Genomic DNA, 16,275 nt, shown 5'->3' with positions numbered 1-16,275 from the left:
GTCCGCGGGTTTGTGCGCTTGCGCCGAAACTTTGGTTTGAGTAGTGAGTTTGGCCTGTCCGTAAGGACGACCATGAAAGGGGATTATGATGCGGAAGCTTGCCGTCACTTTGGCGCTCGCCACGACCGCGCTCAGCACGCCCGCCTTTGCCCGCGACGACGCGTGGTATGTGGGTGTTGAAGGTGGCGCGATGCTCGTCGAGGATATTCACTTCGACGTAGGCGCCAGCAAGGATGCTGTGACGCAGAACAACCATGTCGGTTACGATGTGGGCGGTGAAATTGGGTATGACTTCGGTCCGTTCCGTGCGGAAGCCGAAGTTAGCTATCGTCGCTCGCGCGTCGACAGCGCACGCAGCGCCGTTGCGCTTGCGACCAGCGCCTTCCCGGCGCCGGCAGGCAACTATGATCAGGCAAGCGGCAGCACGTCCGCTCTCTCGTTCATGGTCAACGGCCTGCTCGATTTCGGCGACGACAACGGCCTGCAGGGCTTCGTCGGCGGCGGTGCGGGTGTTGCCCGCATCAAGGATCGTCTCCGCGTTTCCGGCCCGGCCGACACGCTGAACGACTCCGACACCGTGTTCGCATGGCAGGCGCTGGCCGGCGTTCGCGCGCCGATCAACAAGAACGTCGACGTGTCGCTGAAGTATCGCTTCTTCAACGCGCCGGACGTCAAGCTGGTCGACATCGGTGGCAACCAGTGGAAGGGTCGCTATCGCTCGCACAGCCTGCTCGTCGGCCTGACCTACAACTTCGGTGCGCCGGAAGAGGCAGTGGCTCCGCCGCCGCCGCCGCCGCCGCCGCCGGTTGCTGAGCCGGCTCCGCCGCCTCCGCCGCCCCCGGCTCCGGAAGCCAAGGTGTGCACGCCTGGGCCGTACATCGTGTTCTTCGACTGGAACAAGTCGGACATCACGCCGGAAGCAGCGAGCATCCTGGACAATGCGATCAGCAACTATGCCGATTGCAGCAACACCAAGGTTGTCATCGCCGGCTACACCGACCGTTCGGGTTCGGCGAGCTACAACGTTGGTCTGTCGCAGCGTCGCGCTGACACGGTCCGCAGCTACATGGGTGGCAAGGGTATCCCCGACGCCGCAATGTCTGCTCAGGGCTTCGGTGAGAGCAACCCGCGCGTTCCGACCGCCGACGGCGTTCGCGAACTCCAGAACCGTCGCGTGGAAATCACGTACGGTCCGGGTTCGGGCATGTAATTGCCGCCTTCCCGCAAGGGATGGAAGCAAAGAGGGGAGACCGGGTAACCGGTCTCCCTTTCTTTTTGTGCATTTGCCGGAGGTGTGGAGCAGGCGCGGCGAGCCATGCCGCGCGCAGGCTGCAATCTAGACCCTGTCCTTCATTCCGATGCGGGTCAGGCGTCCGCCGCCAGTGCGGTGGCGAGCCAATCGGGCATCAGCGCGTCGCCGAGCGCGTCGACGCGGCGCAGTTCGACCATCTTGCCCAGCTCAGGGTAGACGGTGCGGGTCCGATCGCCCGGTTCGCCAAGCGGGGCGACGACCAGCCGCCGGTTGACCTTAGCGCGGTAGTGCATCCGCGCGGTATTCTCCTGGCCGACATAGCAGCCCTTGGTGTAGCTGACGCCGTGCAGTTCCTGGGCATTGCATTCGAGCCACAGGGTCTTGTCGCTGCCGAGCTCGTCGATGCCTTCGGTGACCCCCAGCGACAAGCGATGCGCGCACCACGCGTGTGCGGCGCTTTCGCCCGTGGCGTCGCCCAGCCAGCGATAGCCGAGCGCCGCCAGCCGCGGATCGGGAACCGCGCCGGGACGCGTCGCCAGCGACCAATGCACGCCGCCCTCGATCGGCTCGATCGTGATCGCGCGGCGCAAGCGGTACATGGTCAGCCGCCGGGCGATGGCATCGCGCGCGCTGGCTTCGCAATCGATCAGGATCGCGTCGCCCTCCGCCCACAGGAGGAAGTCGAACAGCGCCTTGCCCTGCGGCGTGAGCAGCCCCGCCCATTGCGGCGTCTGCGGCGTGACGCTGGCCATATCCTGCGGCAGCAGGCCTTGCAGAAAGCCGCGAACATCGTCGCCGGAGAGGCGCAGCAGCGCGCGATCGTCGAGCCAGGTGCTGGTATCGTTCATGCCGAACAGGTAGGACGCGGCAAACGCTGACGAAAGAGGCAAGCCATGGCGAATGTCGAACTCAAGCTGCGCGGTGGCCGCGTGCATCTCCCGAGCGGACCGGCGGAGGTGGATGTCGGGGTCTCCGGCGGCAAGATCGTCGCGATCGGGAATGTCGGCGATGCGGGCGAGACGATCGACTGCACCGGGCTCGACGTGCTGCCCGGCGTGATCGACAGCCAAGTCCATTTCCGCGAGCCGGGGCTCGAATATAAGGAAGACCTGGAAAGCGGCAGCCGCTCGGCGGTGCTGGGCGGGGTGACCGCGGTGTTCGAGATGCCGAACACCAAGCCCAACACCGACAGTGCCGACGCGGTCGCCGACAAGCTTCGCCGCGCGCATCACCGCATGTGGTGCGACCACGCCTTCTATGTCGGCGCGACCAACAGCAACGCCGAGCATCTGGCGGAGCTGGAACGATTGCCGGGCACGGCGGGCGTGAAGATCTTCATGGGCGCCTCGACCGGCGACCTGCTGGTGTCCGACGATGCGAATCTCGCGCGGGTGCTCGCCTCCGGCCACCGCCGCGTCGCGATCCATGCTGAGGACGAGTTCCGCATGCAGGACCGTCTCGGCGAGCGCGTGCCTGGCGATCCGTCCTCGCACCCGGTGTGGCGCGACGACGAAAGCGCGATCCTCGCCACCCGCCGCATCCTGCGGCTGGCGCGCGCGGCGCGGCGGCGGATCCATGTCCTTCACGTCACCACGCCGGCCGAGCTTGAGCTGCTCGGCCAGAACAAGGACATCGCGACCTGCGAAGTCACGCCGCAGCACCTGACGCTGGCGGGCGAGGAGGCCTATCCCGCGATCGGCACCTATGCGCAGATGAACCCGCCGATTCGCTCCGGCGCGCATCGCGACGGGCTGTGGCACTGGCTGCGCCAGGGTGTGCCCGACGTGCTCGGCTCCGATCATGCGCCCCACACGCTGGAGGAGAAGGCCAAGCCCTATCCGGACAGCCCCAGCGGCATGCCCGGCGTGCAGACGCTGCTGCCGCTGATGCTCAACCATGTCGCCGAAGGCCGGCTGACGCTGCAGCGGTTGATCGACCTGACCAGCGCCGGCCCGCAACGCATCTTCGGGCTGGTCGGCAAGGGCCGCATCGTGCCCGGCTATGACGCCGACTTCACGGTGGTGGATCTCAAGTCCCGCTGGACGGTGGACGAGGCCTGGCTCGCCTCGCGCTGCGGCTGGTCGCCGTTCACCGGCATGGAGCTGACCGGCCGCCCGGTCGGCACGATCATCCGCGGCAACCGGGTGATGTGGGAAGGCCAGCTGGCCAACCAGGCGATCGGCGAGCCGGTGAAGTTCGAGGCCGTCGAATTCGGTTGAGGGTAGGGGCGGGGCTGCCGATGCGGCCCCGCCCCCATCCGATCAGAAGGGCAGCCAGCGCTGCTTTTCGCTGAACTTCATGTAGCCGGCGTTGACCCCCAGCCGCCAGCCGACGCCCAGCCGCACCGGGATCAGCACGATGTCGCCGCGGCGGAGATACGAGGCGGAGAAGCCGCCGACGAAATAGGCATGGCCTTCGCCCTGCGGGAAGCGCTTGTAGATGTCCTGCGTGTCGTAGAGGTTGTAGACCAGCACGAACACCTTGTTGGCGTCGCCGCCCAGGTCGAAGCCGATCGAGGGGCCGGTCCAGTAGATCGGGCGCTGCCCCTCCACCTTGTGGAACATCTGGCCCTTGCCATAGCGCAGGCCGACGCCGATCGCGCCCGAGGCCTCGCTGCCGGCGATATAGGCGTTGGGCTTGCCCTGGTCCTTCAGAATGTCCTCGAGCAGCTTGGCGAGGCCCGAGGCGCCCTTGCCGAACGTGCCCTCCGCCGCAGCGAGCAGATCGTCCTTCTCGAACGTGTCGGTCGCCGCCTGGCGCGCGGTGGTCGTGGAAGGATCGGCAGCGGCAGGGCTGGCCGGGCCGGGCTGGGCGGGCGGCGGCGGGGCGTCGGCCGGGGGCGGGGCGGTATCTGCCGGAGGATAGGATTCCTGCATCTGCGTCGTCGCAGGCGGCGGTGCGCTCTGCCGCGGCTGTTGCTGCTGCGCCGGAGACTTCAGGTCCGAATCGATCGCGGTGTTGGGGTCGATCGTCGTCATCTGGGCGGCGGCGGGCACGCTGCCCAGCCCGGTGACGGCAATTGCCAGAAGCGTGAACCAACCCGATCGCATCATCAAAATTTCCCGAACCCTGCTGCCTTTGCGGGCGCCACCCTAGGGGCGCCGGGCTGTCGCGGCAATGAATGGGCGCCCGATCGACTCGATTTCACGTTGATGTGGTTATCCCCGTTGATTGCGGGCGAATGGCTCGTTATAGGCCTCGACCTCGGCGCATCCGGAGACGTGGGTGAGTGGCTGAAACCAGCGGTTTGCTAAACCGCCGTACCGGGATTACTGGTACCGAGGGTTCGAATCCCTCCGTCTCCGCCAGATGCCCGTTCCCAGGGGTTCGCAGCAGTGCACTGGGATTGACAAAATCCGCAGAAAACCGAGGGTTTACCCATTCGGCCCGTTCCTAACGGTCCGTACCCGTTCGCACGTCACCGGGTATGGAAATGGGGTATCGGGTCTCAGAAATGGGGTATCCGACCGCCATGTTGACCGACGCCAGAATCCGCACCGCGAAGCCGGAGCTGAAGGGCTACAAACTCGCGGATGCACATCAGCTCTATCTCTACGTGTCGCCGCAGGGATCGAAGCTCTGGCGAATGAAATTCAAATTCGACGGGAAAGAGAAAACCCTCTCGTTCGGGCCTTACCCCCTCGTGAATCTGGCTGCTGCCCGGGAGAAGCGTGACAACGCGCGCCGGTTGCTCGCCGAAGGCCTCGATCCGAGCGTCGAGAAGAAGCTCAAGATCAAGGCCAATGTCGAGGCGTCACGCAACACCTTCGAGAAGGTTGCGCGCGAGTGGCATGCGATCAATGCGCCGCAATGGGCGAAGGTACATGCCGCCGATGTGCTTCGGTCGCTGGAGCGCGATATCTTCTCGGCGATCGGCTCGCTCCCGATCACGGCAATCACGCCGCCCAAGTTGCTTGAGGTCCTTCGTGCCGTCGAGCAGCGATCAGCCATCGAAACCGCCAAGCGGATCCGGCAGCGCATCTCGGCGATTTACGCCTATGCGATCGCCAGCGGTATCGCGGAGGCCGATCCTTCGGAAAAGGTCGGGGCCGCGCTGAAGCCGATGCCGAAACGCGGACGCCAACCGGCCATCACTGACATCGCCGAGCTTCGCAAGATGCTGGCAGTCGTGGACGACGACTTCGCCCGGCCGATAACCCGGCTGGCGCTGCGTCTCATCGCCCTTACGGCCGTTCGTCCAGGTGAGTTGCGCGGGGCCGCCTGGGCGGAGTTCGAAGATCTCGACGGCGAGGCGCCGCTCTGGCGCATTCCTGCGGCGCGCATGAAGGGGGACCGTGACCGCAAGGATGAAATCGGTGGTGATCATCTCGTACCGCTTGCCCCGCAAAGCGTGGCAGTCCTGCGTGCAGCATGGAAATTGAGCGGTCAGGGCAAACTTGTTTTTCCGGGCAATCGCCAGGCGCACAGGCCGATGAGCGAAAACGCCTTGGGGTATTTGCTCAATCGGGCGGGGTATCACGGGCGCCATGTGCCCCATGGCTTCCGGGCAGCATTCTCGACGATCATGAACGAGTGGGCCAAGAAACATGGGCGACCGGATGATCGGGCCGTGATTGACCTGATGTTGGCGCATATCCCGACAAACAAGGTGGAGGGCGCCTATAATCGGGCGGCCTATATGGAACGGCGGCGCGAGCTGGCGGAACTGTGGGCAGGGATGCTGTCGGAGGGTTTGGTCACGCCGGATGCACTGCTGCCGCTTCCGAGCAAGGTGAATCCGTTCAAGCGACCCTCCCTATGCCCGCCATCTGCACGGCCAAAGCTGCAACTTGTTCAGTAGCTGCCGAGTCGAGCAGATTGGAGCCGCACAACAATCGGTGCAGGTACGTCCTTGCCGAATGGCATCCTTTCGGCTGTATGATGCCAAAGAAGATTGGTCATGACCGCCTTGCAGCGTGTTGACACTCTGCCGCCGCCTTTCGTTCCCGAGCCGATCTCCGATGCAGAAAGCGCAACGATGTTCCGCGCCGCGGTCAATCTGTTCCGCCTGTGGGCGCTCACCGACGAGCAGGCGGCTTGCTGCTCGACATGCCGCTACCTATCGTCGCTGGAAGGGAGGGGAACTTGGCCGAATTGATCGCGACAAGAAAGCGCGGCTTTCGAACCTCATGGGTATCCACAAAGCGCTGCGGCTCACCTTCCGCGACCCGCAGCGCGGCTACGCCTGGATCAAGGCTCCCAACACCGCATTTGGCGAGCTTCCCGCGCTCGACGTCATGCTCGGCGGCGAACTCACCGACCTGATGCGGGTGCGGCGCTACCTCGACGCGGAGCGTGGCGGCTGGTGATTCCGCCCGAGCGCTTGGCGCGCACGAGGGTTGAATGGGACGGGGCGGTTCGGATCATTCGCAGCCTCTATCCGCCGATCGACCTGTTCGACGACATCGCCGATCCCGCCGACTGGCCGCTCCTGATTGCTGCCGAGCAGAAGACCAACCCGCGGCTGATGGAGACCATTGGCACCCTGGACCTGGTCCCGCCGGAACGCCGCGTCGCTGGCCCCGGCGCCAGCTATCTGATGGCGCCGTTCACCCATGTCAGCACGAATCGGCCAAGCCGCTTTACCGACGGTAGCACTGGTGTGCTCTATGCCGGCAACCGTTTCGAGACTGCGCTCCTCGAGACAATCCACCACCATGCGCGGTTCATGGCGCTAACGCGCGAACCGCCCGGCTGGACGTCACAATTCCGCGAAATCCTTGTCGATATTCCCGCACAGCTGCATGGCCTTCGCGAGCAGGTGGAGGGACTTGCAGACGTGCTCGATCCGCATTTCGCACCAAGCTGGTCAGGCGCTCGGTACTGCCCTGCGGGCGGCTGGAAGTGAGGGGGTCGTCTATCCGAGCCAGCGCGACCCAGGCGGGGAATGCGTCGGCCTTTTCTATCCCGACCTGGCGCGAAATCCGCGCCAGGGGCGCCCTCTCGATTACCATTGGGATGGCAATCGCGTCGATCTGTACCGCGACGCCGCCTCCGGCGCGGTGTTCCGGATCGTGGAGACCGGTTAGCGCAGGGGTACGGCCGAATGGAAGGGCTTCACGAGGTCGCTGCTGTCGGCGGGCGCCCCCTGTAGGGGTTTGACGAGACATGCCTTGCGGCCACAACACCCAGCCCGACGAGATCCAGCCGATACGGAAAGCGCAGCACGTCTTGTTGCCCGCGTTCGCGTTCTACCTGAACGTATCGAAGAACCACGTCTCTGGCTGAGAATCTGGCAAGACGAAGCCCGCCGGCCTAGCCCTCCCGCTCGGGTCGATCACCGCGCACGAGACTGCAAGCCGTGGCCTCACACTGGCGCTTCCCGGAATCGACATTCGAAGCTACCGACTGCCAATATTGGTGCGTTTATTGCCATTTCCACGGGGCTTGCGTCTTGGCGGACGAGCGGTACTCTACCCGAGCGCCGTGTTTGCATGGCGCCGAGGCGTGAGAACCTCGTGCGAGACCGAATTTATCCGCCTTCCCTTTGCCGGGTGGCCGACGCGCATGTCCAAGCCGTTCGCGGCTAAAGGCGTTGGCGCATGTTCTCGTGCATGTTCTCAACACCCGGCTTTCGCCGGCATCGCCTCGCCGAATGCGAGGAGATGTGATCGATGCGATCCGACGCGACAGTCGATGCAAGGCGCTCCGCAACATGCGCACCGCGCTAGGCGCCGTCCGCGTGCCACTGGAGGAAGGCGACCCGCTGCCGCCCGGCCATGATCGCGTGGCGTCCATGGCGGTCGTGGACGATCTCTACCGTGCCGAGCGACCGGGTCTATTGCGGTTTCTCCAGCGCCGCGCCGCCGACGATCGCGCTGAGGATATCGTTCAACAGGTGTTCGCCCGGCTGGTTGCGCGCGACCGGACCGATACGGTTAATGCGCCGGGCGCCTATCTGCGCGAGGTGGCGCACAATCTCCTGCGCGACCAAGCCCGCGCTGCCGGGCGTACCCATCAGGCCCAGCATGTTTCGATCGACGATGTCGAAGTCAGCGCTGGCGATCCCGTGGCGGCGCTGGAGGCGCGCGACCGGCTTGCCCGGATCGAACAAGCGGTGCTTGGTTTGAAGCCACTCACGCGACAGGTATTTCTCGCTTGCCGGCTCGACGGCTATAGTTACGCGGAAATCGCGGAACAGACGGGGCTGAGCGTGCGAGGGGTGGAAAAGCAGATGAGTCGGGCGATCAAGCAGCTTGGGCGGCACCTTCGCCGCCATGACTGACACGCCGGAGCCAATTCCGCGCCGTATTCACGATGCTGCTGGCGAATGGCTGGTGCGCCGCCAAGGCGACGCTAGCCCGATGGTCGAACAGGCTTTCGCCGCCTGGATCGCAGCCGATCGTCGTAACCGGATCGCCTATGAACAGGCCGAACGGCACTGGCAGGACTGCGGGCAGCTTTCCTTCAGCGAGATCGGTCGCATGCGAAAGCTGGACCGTGCGCCGTTCCTGATGCGGCACAATACGCATGTCGCAGCCGCCAGTCTCGGTGTCATCGCCGTGCTCGGCATCGGAGCGGCTGGCCTGCTGCAATACGGTTCGCCGGTCGCACTGGTTTCGTCGGCCAAAGCCGCGATCTACGAGACCCAGCTTGGCGAAATCAGGACGCTCTCGTTGCCGGATGGGTCGCAGTTGACCCTCGACACTGCCACGCGCGTAGAGGTCGTCCTCTCCTCCGGCGAACGGCGGGTGTCGCTCGAGCGCGGCCGCGCCCGCTTCCGCGTCGTGCCGGATAGCAAGCGCCCCTTTACCGTTGCCGTACGCGGCGGGATGGTCGCGGGGCGTAGCACGCGTTTCGATGTCAGTGTCACTGGTGCCAGTCCAGCGGTTGCTGTGCTGGAAGGCCATGTCGATCTCACCCGCGTGGAGGATGGAAGGGCTCATCTCGTCCGGAAGCTTGCCGCAGGCCAGACTGCGGACTTGGACAGCACCGCCACGCCGCGTTCCATTCCGACGGAGGAAACGCGGTGGGTTTCCGGCATGCTGGCGCTCGACTGCACGCCGCTTGCCAGGGCGGTCGAGGCTATCAACCGCTACAACCGCATCCAGCTGCGCCTGGCGGACCCACGCCTAGCCGGCCTTATGACGACCGGGGCGTTCCAGGTGCGCCAGCCTGAAGCGTTCGCAGCGGCCGTGGCGGCAAGCTTCGGCTTCGGCATCGATCGATCCGATCCCGGTGTTCTCCTCCTGCGTCCGGGAGCGAGGGACGGGACCATGCCGCGCTGAAAAAAATCTGTCGGGGGTTTTCGTCCCCCGGCGTCTCCCCGTTCGACCAGCCACGTCATGGCCAAGGGGGAGACAAACGAGAATGGTTCGGTTTCACGCGGGATATTGGTGCAACGGCGTCGCCGCCATCGCGCTCGCGGCCCACGCCACGGCTGCAGGCGCGCAGACAGTACAGCATATCGCCTTTGACCTGCCGGCGCAGCCGCTTGGCGACTCGCTCAAGGCGCTGGCACTCCAGTCCGGCATTACGGTGTTAGTCGGGAGCGATGCGGTCGCCGGTTTGCAGGCGCCGGCACTGCATGGATCCTACACGTCGGAAGAGGCCCTGTGCTTGCTGCTCGGTTCGTCGGGGCTGGTCTTAACACAGGTCGAGGGCGGCTTTGCCGTGCGGCAGGCCCAGGCGAACGGGGACACCGCTGCGACCCGGGAGTCACAGGACATCGTCGTAACCGGCAGCCGGCTCCGGGGGGCCGCCATCGCGTCGCCGATCGTCCGGATCGGTCAGGAAGACATTCGTGACGCCGGTCTGGCGAATCTGGGCGACGTGGTTCGCCGCATTCCGCAGAGTTTCGGCGGCGGACAGAATCCCGGCATCGGCATGAACGTACCCTCTGCCAGTGGCGTCGATGTCGGTGGCGGATCCTCCATCAACCTGCGTGGCCTTGGCAGCGATGCGACGCTGACGCTGCTCAACGGGCATCGTCTGGCTTATACTGCGGTCCGACAGAGCGTCGATGTTTCGGGCATTCCGGTCGCGGCGCTCGACCGTATCGAGATTGTTCCGGACGGTGCCTCGGCGATCTACGGCTCGGATGCCGTCGCTGGGGTTGCGAACATCATCCTGCGGCAGGATTATGACGGACTGGAAACCAGCGCACGCCTCGCGGGTACCGCCGACGGCGGCGACTTTCAGCAGCAATATGGCGCGCTTGCCGGACGCACCTGGGACTCCGGAGGGCTGTTTGCAGCCTATGAATATGGCAGCAACACCGCAATCCGCGCCGGGGAGCGATCCTATGCGGCCAGCCGCGCGCCGGGGCTCGACCTGTTCCCTGCGCTTCGTCACCACAGCGTCGTCGCCAGCGGGCATCAGGACCTAGGCAGCGGCCTGACCTTCTCGCTCGACGGGCTGTACAATATCCGCTGGAGCGACCTGACCTTTCCGACGATCGCAGGCGGCAATCTCGATCAGGGCCAAGCGACCTTCTCGTCCGTCGACAAGTCCTTCGGCGTCGCACCGACGCTGACGCTCGACCTGTCCGGCGGATGGCAGGTCGCGCTCGGCGGTACCTATGGCAAGGAGCGCGTCGACTATCATCAACTCGAGTGCGCTGCATCGGTCTGTAGCGATTCCGGCTCGAGTTTCTACCGCAACACCGCCAAGTCGCTCGAGGTCAACGCCAATGGCAATCTCTTCCGCCTGCCGGGCGGTGTCGCCAAGCTCGCGGTCGGCGGCGGCTATCGCGATATCGCTTTCCGGCGGTTCGTCGGGACCGGGAGCGCGGTCAACACCGTCGCCTCTCAGGACAACTGGTTCGCCTTTGGCGAGCTGAGCCTGCCGCTGATCGGTCCGGCTGCGAATCTTCCCTTCGTAACCAGGCTCGATGCGAGCGCCGCGCTGCGCTACGAGCGCTACCCCGGCATCGGCGACGTGGCGACGCCGAAGCTCGGCCTGTCCTGGGCGGTAACACCTGACATCAGCGTGAAGGGAAGCTGGGGCACCTCGTTTCGCGCGCCGACGCTCTATCAGCAATATCAGCCGCGCGCCGTCTATCTGTTTCCGCCTCGATCGCTGGGCGCGACCAGCACGCCCGCGAGCGCCGGGGCGATCCTGATCCTGGGCGGCAATCCGGATCTCAAGCCGGAAAAGGCGACGACCTGGTCGACCACGCTGGCACTGCACCCCCGCGCCTTGCCGGGGACGAGCCTCGAGATCAGCTACTTCAACGTGCAGTATCGCGACCGCATCGTCGCGCCGATCACGCTGCTTGCCCAGGCACTCAGCAATCCGATCTATCGGGACCAGATCATTCTTTATCCCAGTGCGGCAACGCAGGCAGCGGCGATCGCCAGCGCGGGCACGTTCCTCAACGTCACCGGCGTGCCCTATGATCCTGCGAACGTCGTCGCCATCGTCGACGATGCCAACCTCAATGCCGGGCGGCAGCGTGCGCGGGGCGTCGACGTGCTGGCGAGCTACAGCGCAGCGATCGCACGGGATCAACATCTACGCCTGTCGTTTGACGTCGCCTATCTCGAAAGCGACCAGCAGCTCAGCGCCAGCCAGCCTGTCTATGACCTCGCCGGAACCGTCTTCAATCCGCCCCATTGGCGGGGCCAGATGGCGGCGGCCTGGACCGGTGGCAGCCTTACCCTGGCCGCCAACGCAAACTATATCGGCACTGTTCGCGACACGCGGTCGTCGCCGGCCCCCCGGATCGGGTCGATGACCACGCTTGACGTCACCACCCGCTACCGGGTTGCTCCCGGCACCCCGCTTGGTGGCCTCGAGTTCACCCTGTCGGTGCAAAATCTGTTCAACGCCAAGCCGGACCCGATCACCACCTCGATTCCCTACGACACGCCCTATGATTCGACCAATTATTCGCCTGTCGGCCGAATGATCGCGTTCGGGATCACCCGCTCATGGTGAGCCCGGTCTTCTGTCTGCGTGTCGTTGCTGCGCTCTGGTGTGCGCTGCTTCCGACCAGCGCCTGGGCTCGCTGCGAGCAGGTCCTGCCCGGGGGCGACGCCGCCCGCCCGGCAGATCGTGAGTTAACAGCAGCAGACCTTATCGAGCTCCGCGAAATCGGCGATCCCGATTCGGCGTCCTTCAGTGGACCTAGTCCGTTCGCGCTGTCCCCCGACGGCAGCCGTATCGCCTACATCGTTAACCGGGCCGATCTCGCCACGAACAGCTATTGCCGGGCGGTCGTGGTCAGCGGGCTTACCGGGAAGGAACCACCGCGCGTTGTCGATCGGGGCGGTGTGCTCATCACGATCCTGGACGTGCAGCGGGGCCATTATCTGCCAAGCGGCGCCACGCGCACGATCGTGCCGGCCTGGTCGCCCGATGGGCGCCGGATCGCTTATCTGCGGCGCGATGCCGGTGTGACCCAGGCGTGGGTGGCGGAGGCGGACGGAAGTGGCGCGCGCGCGGTCACGCACGCCGCCTTCGATGTCGAAGCGGTGGCGTGGAGCAGCGATGGTTCCCGGCTGCTCTATGGAACGCGGAAGGGGGCGGCCGAGACGGAGGCGGCGCTCGATCGCGAGGGTCAGTCAGGATGGCTCTACGACCGCAGGGTGTCGCCGGAGATTTCGGCGCGACCGTTGATGCCCGCGACCGACCTTCTGGATGCGAACGCGGTTGATCTGCGCACCGGCGCGATTTTGCCCGCGAACACGGCGGACCAGGCAGCAGTCGCGCGGGCCGCACCGGCCAACATGCCCGTCGATCCAATAGCGAGCAGACCCGATGGCAGCAAAGGCCTGATCGAGCGGCAGGACAGTTCGCCGCTCGCACCTGCCCGATTGGTCGTCACCGGCGGCGCTGGCACCCATCGCTGTGATGCCGATGCCTGTGCGGGCGGTATCCTGTCGCTGTGGTGGCAGGGCAATTCGGTTCTCTTCCTGCGTCGTGAGGGATGGGCGAAGGAGGCCATGGCGCTCTATCGCTGGCAGCCCGACGGAGCGCCTCCCGCTGTCATCCTGCGCACCACCGATGTACTGCATGGGTGCGTGATGGCTGGTACCGAACTGGTCTGCACGCGCGAGAATAGCAGCACGCCGCGCAGGATAGTCGCGATCAACACTGCAACGGGTGCTACCCGAATGATCTTCGATCCCAATCCCGAATTCGCCAGCGCCCGTTTGGGGTCCATCCGCCGCCTAAAGTGGCGCAACGATCTCGGGCTTGAGGCATGGGGCGATCTTGTTCTGCCGCCTGACTACACGCCCGGCACGCGGCTGCCGATGGTGGTGGTCCAGTATCACAGCGACGGATTTTTGCGTGGCGGTACCGGCAACGAGTATCCGATCTTTCTGCTCGCCCAGCGCGGCATCGCTGTGCTGAGCACCGAGCGCCCGAGCTTTTTCGCTGCGGCCTTTCCCCAGCTCAAGACTTGGTACGAGATCAACGCCGCCAACCAGAAGGACTGGGGCGAGCGCCGCAGCCTTCTGTCATCGGTGCTCACCGGCGTTCAAATGGCAGTTGAGCAAGGCTATGCCGACCCCAAGCGTGTCGGAATCACCGGCCTCAGCGACGGCGCGACCACCGTTGCGTTCGCGCTGATCAACAGCAAAGCCTTTGCTGCGGCTGCGCTCAGCAGCTGCTGCATGGAGCCCAATACGACCGCGACCTATGGCGGGCTCGCTTGGGCGGAATGGCTGCGCGGCATGGGCTATCCGCCAGCGACTCGCGATAATCCAGCTTTCTGGCGTGACATGTCGCTGGCGCGCAACACCGCCCGCGTTGACACGCCCCTTCTGATGCAACTCGCCGACAATGAATTCCGGCTCGCCCTTGAGGCCTTTGGTGCCCTCCACGAGCAGAACAAGCCAGTGGAGATGTACGTCTACCCAGACGAATTTCATGTGAAGTGGCAGCCGATCCATCGCCGCGCCGTCTATTCGCGCACGCTCGACTGGTTCGCCTTCTGGTTGCAGGACCGGGAGGATCCTGATGCGGCCAAGACCTCGCAATATACCCGGTGGCGCGCCCTGCGGTCCGGATCTGCGCCGCCGCTTCCGTCGAAGCCGGTGCGATAGGCGCAAGCGCGATCTGCGTGCGAGCGAAGTTCGATCCCATCCCGCAAAATCTCCTGCTCGCCTCAGCTTCGATTTGGCTAGATTTCTCGCCTGTTTCCGGGAGGCTTGTTGCGGGAACGGGATGAAGGGTTCTCCCCCCGGCGGAGTGTCACCCACAGGCTTCGTCAGAAGGAAGCGATCATCGAGCTTAGGCCAGCACTGGTGGAGAATGGTTTTCGCCAATCCGTATATTTGTGATAGGATTTCGCAGGCTGTGAATGCTTTCCACGAAGCAATGCGGCTCTGAGGATGGTTTTCACAGGAATTTGGCATGCGTGAATGGATTTCGCGGCCAGTGACCGAATTTCGCGCGCTTCCTTTGCCGGAGCCCGGCATTCTCGCCGGCTACGCTGCACTCATCGAACGCTTCGATCTCGCGGTTCCACTTGCTGACAGACTGACAGCGATTGCCGAACGCCACCATCCGCACTCGAGCGACCAGTGGCGGATGCTCACGCCGCGCCACGCGCCGGTTTTCGAGCTCGCCGCGCAGCTGACCTTCGCGCTTCGCTACGAAGGGCTGAATCTTGCTGTTCTCGCGAGGCTGTTCCATACCGTCCAGCCCGCAGAGATTGCCGCCATCGTCGAGGCCAGCCCGACCGGCGCCTATGCGCGGCGAATCTGGTTCCTGTACGAGTGGCTCACCGACACCCGGCTCGAACTCCCCGACGCTGGAAAGGTTCGCGCGGTCGACGTCGTGGACCCGGTGTTCCAGCTCGCACTCCCGAAGGGCGAACCCTCGCCCAGGCACAGGGTCATCAACAATCTGCCTGGAACGCCTGAATTCTGTCCGATGGTGCGCAGAACCGAGGTTCTTGATGCTTATCGTGCCCGGCAATTCGATGTGCGCGCGCGCGAAACCGTTGGCCGCGTCCGACCCGATTTGCTGGCGCGCGCAGCGGCGTTCTTGCTGCTCAATGATTCCAAGTCTTCGTTCGCGATCGAAGGGGAACGGCCTTCGGGCACCCGCGCGACGCGCTGGGGGCAGGCTATTGCCCAGGCGGGTACGCGCCCGCTGAGCCTTGCCGAATTCGACCGCCTGCAACGTATCGTGATTGGCGATGACCATTTCGTACGCCTCGGCCTACGCGAGGAAGGGGGCTTTGTCGGGATCCATGACCGCGACACGCAGATGCCCATTCCGGATCACGTCAGCGCGCGGGCCGAGGATTTGCAATCGCTGCTGCAAGGGGTGATCGCTTACACGGAGCGGGCCATCCGCGGCGGCATGGACCCAGTCGCAGCCGCTGCCTGCCTGGCGTTCGGCTTCGTCTATATTCACCCTTATGTCGATGGGAATGGGCGCCTCCATCGTTGGCTGTTCCACCACGCGCTTGCGCTTGCGAACTTCAATCCGCCCGGCCTGATTTTCCCTGTGAGCGTGGCCATCTACCGCAGGATCGCCGAGTATCGCGCGGTGCTGGAATCCTATTCGGCGCCGCTGCTTCCGTGCATCAGCTGGGAGCCGACGGGGGACGGCAATCTCCGCGTGCTGAACGACACTGCGGACTTCTATCGCTTCTTTGACGCGACTCGGCACGCCGAGTTTCTCTACGCCTGTGTCGAGCAAGTCATCGAGCAGGATATGCCGGAGGAGATACAATTCCTTGAGGGCTTCGAACGCTTCAGCGAACGCATTCAGCAGATCGTGGAGATGCCGGCCGCGCAGGTTGAGCTGCTCCGCCGCTTCCTCGCACAAAATGACGGCAGATTGTCGGGGCGCGCCCGAACCCGCGAGTTTGCTGCGCTCGACGACGAAGAAGTTGCGGCAGCCGAGCAAGCATATGCGTTTAGCTTTTTGGATTGATCTGCACCCCACCCGCGTCTCTGAGTTTTCAGCGCCACTGCTGCTCGGAACCGTCCGGTGTTGCGGAGGCGATAAGGCCGGACCAGCCTTCGTGATCCTCAACGCCGTGATCCGTAAACGACAGCAAAACGCCCTCGGATGATCATCACCATTGCCCCCGTCCAACGTCCTGCCGGACAGAT

At 64.8% G+C, this 16,275-nt stretch carries 12 protein-coding genes, 1 tRNA gene and 1 pseudogene; 12 read left to right on the top strand and 2 right to left on the bottom strand.

Annotated elements, in window-relative coordinates:
• Positions 1-88: 88 nt before the first annotated feature.
• Entirely contained in the window at positions 89-1,210 is a 1,122-nt protein-coding gene (locus ACTJKY_RS19820; protein ID WP_440847816.1) for an OmpA family protein, read from the top strand.
• Between the two features lie 155 nt (positions 1,211-1,365).
• Here the strand turns inward: ACTJKY_RS19820 and ygfZ are convergent, their stop codons facing one another.
• Entirely contained in the window at positions 1,366-2,100 is a 735-nt protein-coding gene (gene ygfZ, locus ACTJKY_RS19815) for a CAF17-like 4Fe-4S cluster assembly/insertion protein YgfZ (RefSeq protein WP_440847815.1), read from the bottom strand.
• Between the two features lie 45 nt (positions 2,101-2,145).
• Between ygfZ and ACTJKY_RS19810 the strand changes: the two genes are divergently transcribed.
• Complete coding sequence (locus ACTJKY_RS19810; protein ID WP_440847814.1) at positions 2,146-3,471, top strand: dihydroorotase; 1,326 nt, start codon at positions 2,146-2,148, stop codon at positions 3,469-3,471.
• 42 nt (positions 3,472-3,513) lie between these two features.
• Here the strand turns inward: ACTJKY_RS19810 and ACTJKY_RS19805 are convergent, their stop codons facing one another.
• A complete protein-coding gene (locus ACTJKY_RS19805; protein WP_440847813.1) occupies positions 3,514-4,305 on the bottom strand; it encodes a DUF1134 domain-containing protein in 792 nt (263 codons plus the stop codon).
• A 162-nt stretch (positions 4,306-4,467) separates the two neighbouring features.
• On the opposite strand from ACTJKY_RS19805, the gene ACTJKY_RS19800 reads away from it, so the two are divergent.
• The 10 genes and pseudogenes from ACTJKY_RS19800 to ACTJKY_RS19755 all read left to right on the top strand — a co-directional run bounded on the left by ACTJKY_RS19800 (position 4,468) and on the right by ACTJKY_RS19755 (position 16,093).
• Positions 4,468-4,560 (top strand) — tRNA-Ser (locus ACTJKY_RS19800).
• Between the two features lie 164 nt (positions 4,561-4,724).
• Positions 4,725-6,053, top strand: a complete 1,329-nt coding sequence (locus ACTJKY_RS19795; RefSeq protein WP_440847812.1) for a tyrosine-type recombinase/integrase — start codon at positions 4,725-4,727, stop codon at positions 6,051-6,053.
• Positions 6,054-6,152: 99 nt separating this feature from the next.
• Positions 6,153-6,350 carry a hypothetical protein gene (locus ACTJKY_RS19790; RefSeq protein WP_440847811.1) on the top strand — a complete coding sequence of 66 codons (198 nt, stop codon included), beginning with the start codon at positions 6,153-6,155 and terminating at the stop codon, positions 6,348-6,350.
• Positions 6,351-6,381: 31 nt separating this feature from the next.
• Entirely contained in the window at positions 6,382-6,561 is a 180-nt protein-coding gene (locus ACTJKY_RS19785) for an MbcA/ParS/Xre antitoxin family protein (RefSeq protein ID WP_440847810.1), read from the top strand.
• Positions 6,558-7,281, top strand: a pseudogene (locus ACTJKY_RS19780) (RES family NAD+ phosphorylase). Before ACTJKY_RS19785 ends, ACTJKY_RS19780 begins: the two are co-directional and overlap by 4 nt.
• 506 nt (positions 7,282-7,787) lie before the next feature.
• Entirely contained in the window at positions 7,788-8,477 is a 690-nt protein-coding gene (locus tag ACTJKY_RS19775; RefSeq protein WP_440847809.1) for an RNA polymerase sigma factor, read from the top strand.
• The gene (locus ACTJKY_RS19770) at positions 8,470-9,480 is read left to right on the top strand and encodes a FecR family protein (RefSeq protein WP_440847808.1); all 1,011 of its coding nucleotides are present in this window, start codon (positions 8,470-8,472) and stop codon (positions 9,478-9,480) included. The genes ACTJKY_RS19775 and ACTJKY_RS19770 overlap by 8 nt, the downstream gene beginning before the upstream one ends.
• A gap of 82 nt (positions 9,481-9,562) precedes the next feature.
• Positions 9,563-12,133, top strand: coding sequence for a TonB-dependent receptor plug domain-containing protein (locus ACTJKY_RS19765; RefSeq protein ID WP_440847807.1), 2,571 nt, complete (start codon positions 9,563-9,565; stop codon positions 12,131-12,133).
• Complete coding sequence (locus ACTJKY_RS19760) at positions 12,127-14,247, top strand: Atxe2 family lasso peptide isopeptidase (protein ID WP_440847806.1); 2,121 nt, start codon at positions 12,127-12,129, stop codon at positions 14,245-14,247. Before ACTJKY_RS19765 ends, ACTJKY_RS19760 begins: the two co-directional genes overlap by 7 nt.
• 310 nt (positions 14,248-14,557) lie before the next feature.
• Positions 14,558-16,093, top strand: coding sequence for a Fic family protein (locus tag ACTJKY_RS19755; RefSeq protein WP_440847805.1), 1,536 nt, complete (start codon positions 14,558-14,560; stop codon positions 16,091-16,093).
• Positions 16,094-16,275: the final 182 nt, after the last annotated feature.

It is taken from the genome of Sphingomonas sp. 22176 (assembly GCF_052045505.1).
Taxonomy (GTDB): Bacteria; Pseudomonadota; Alphaproteobacteria; order Sphingomonadales; family Sphingomonadaceae; genus Sphingomonas.
The sequence above is the reverse complement of the archived record's forward strand: the minus strand, read 5'-3'. Positions and strand labels throughout refer to the sequence as shown.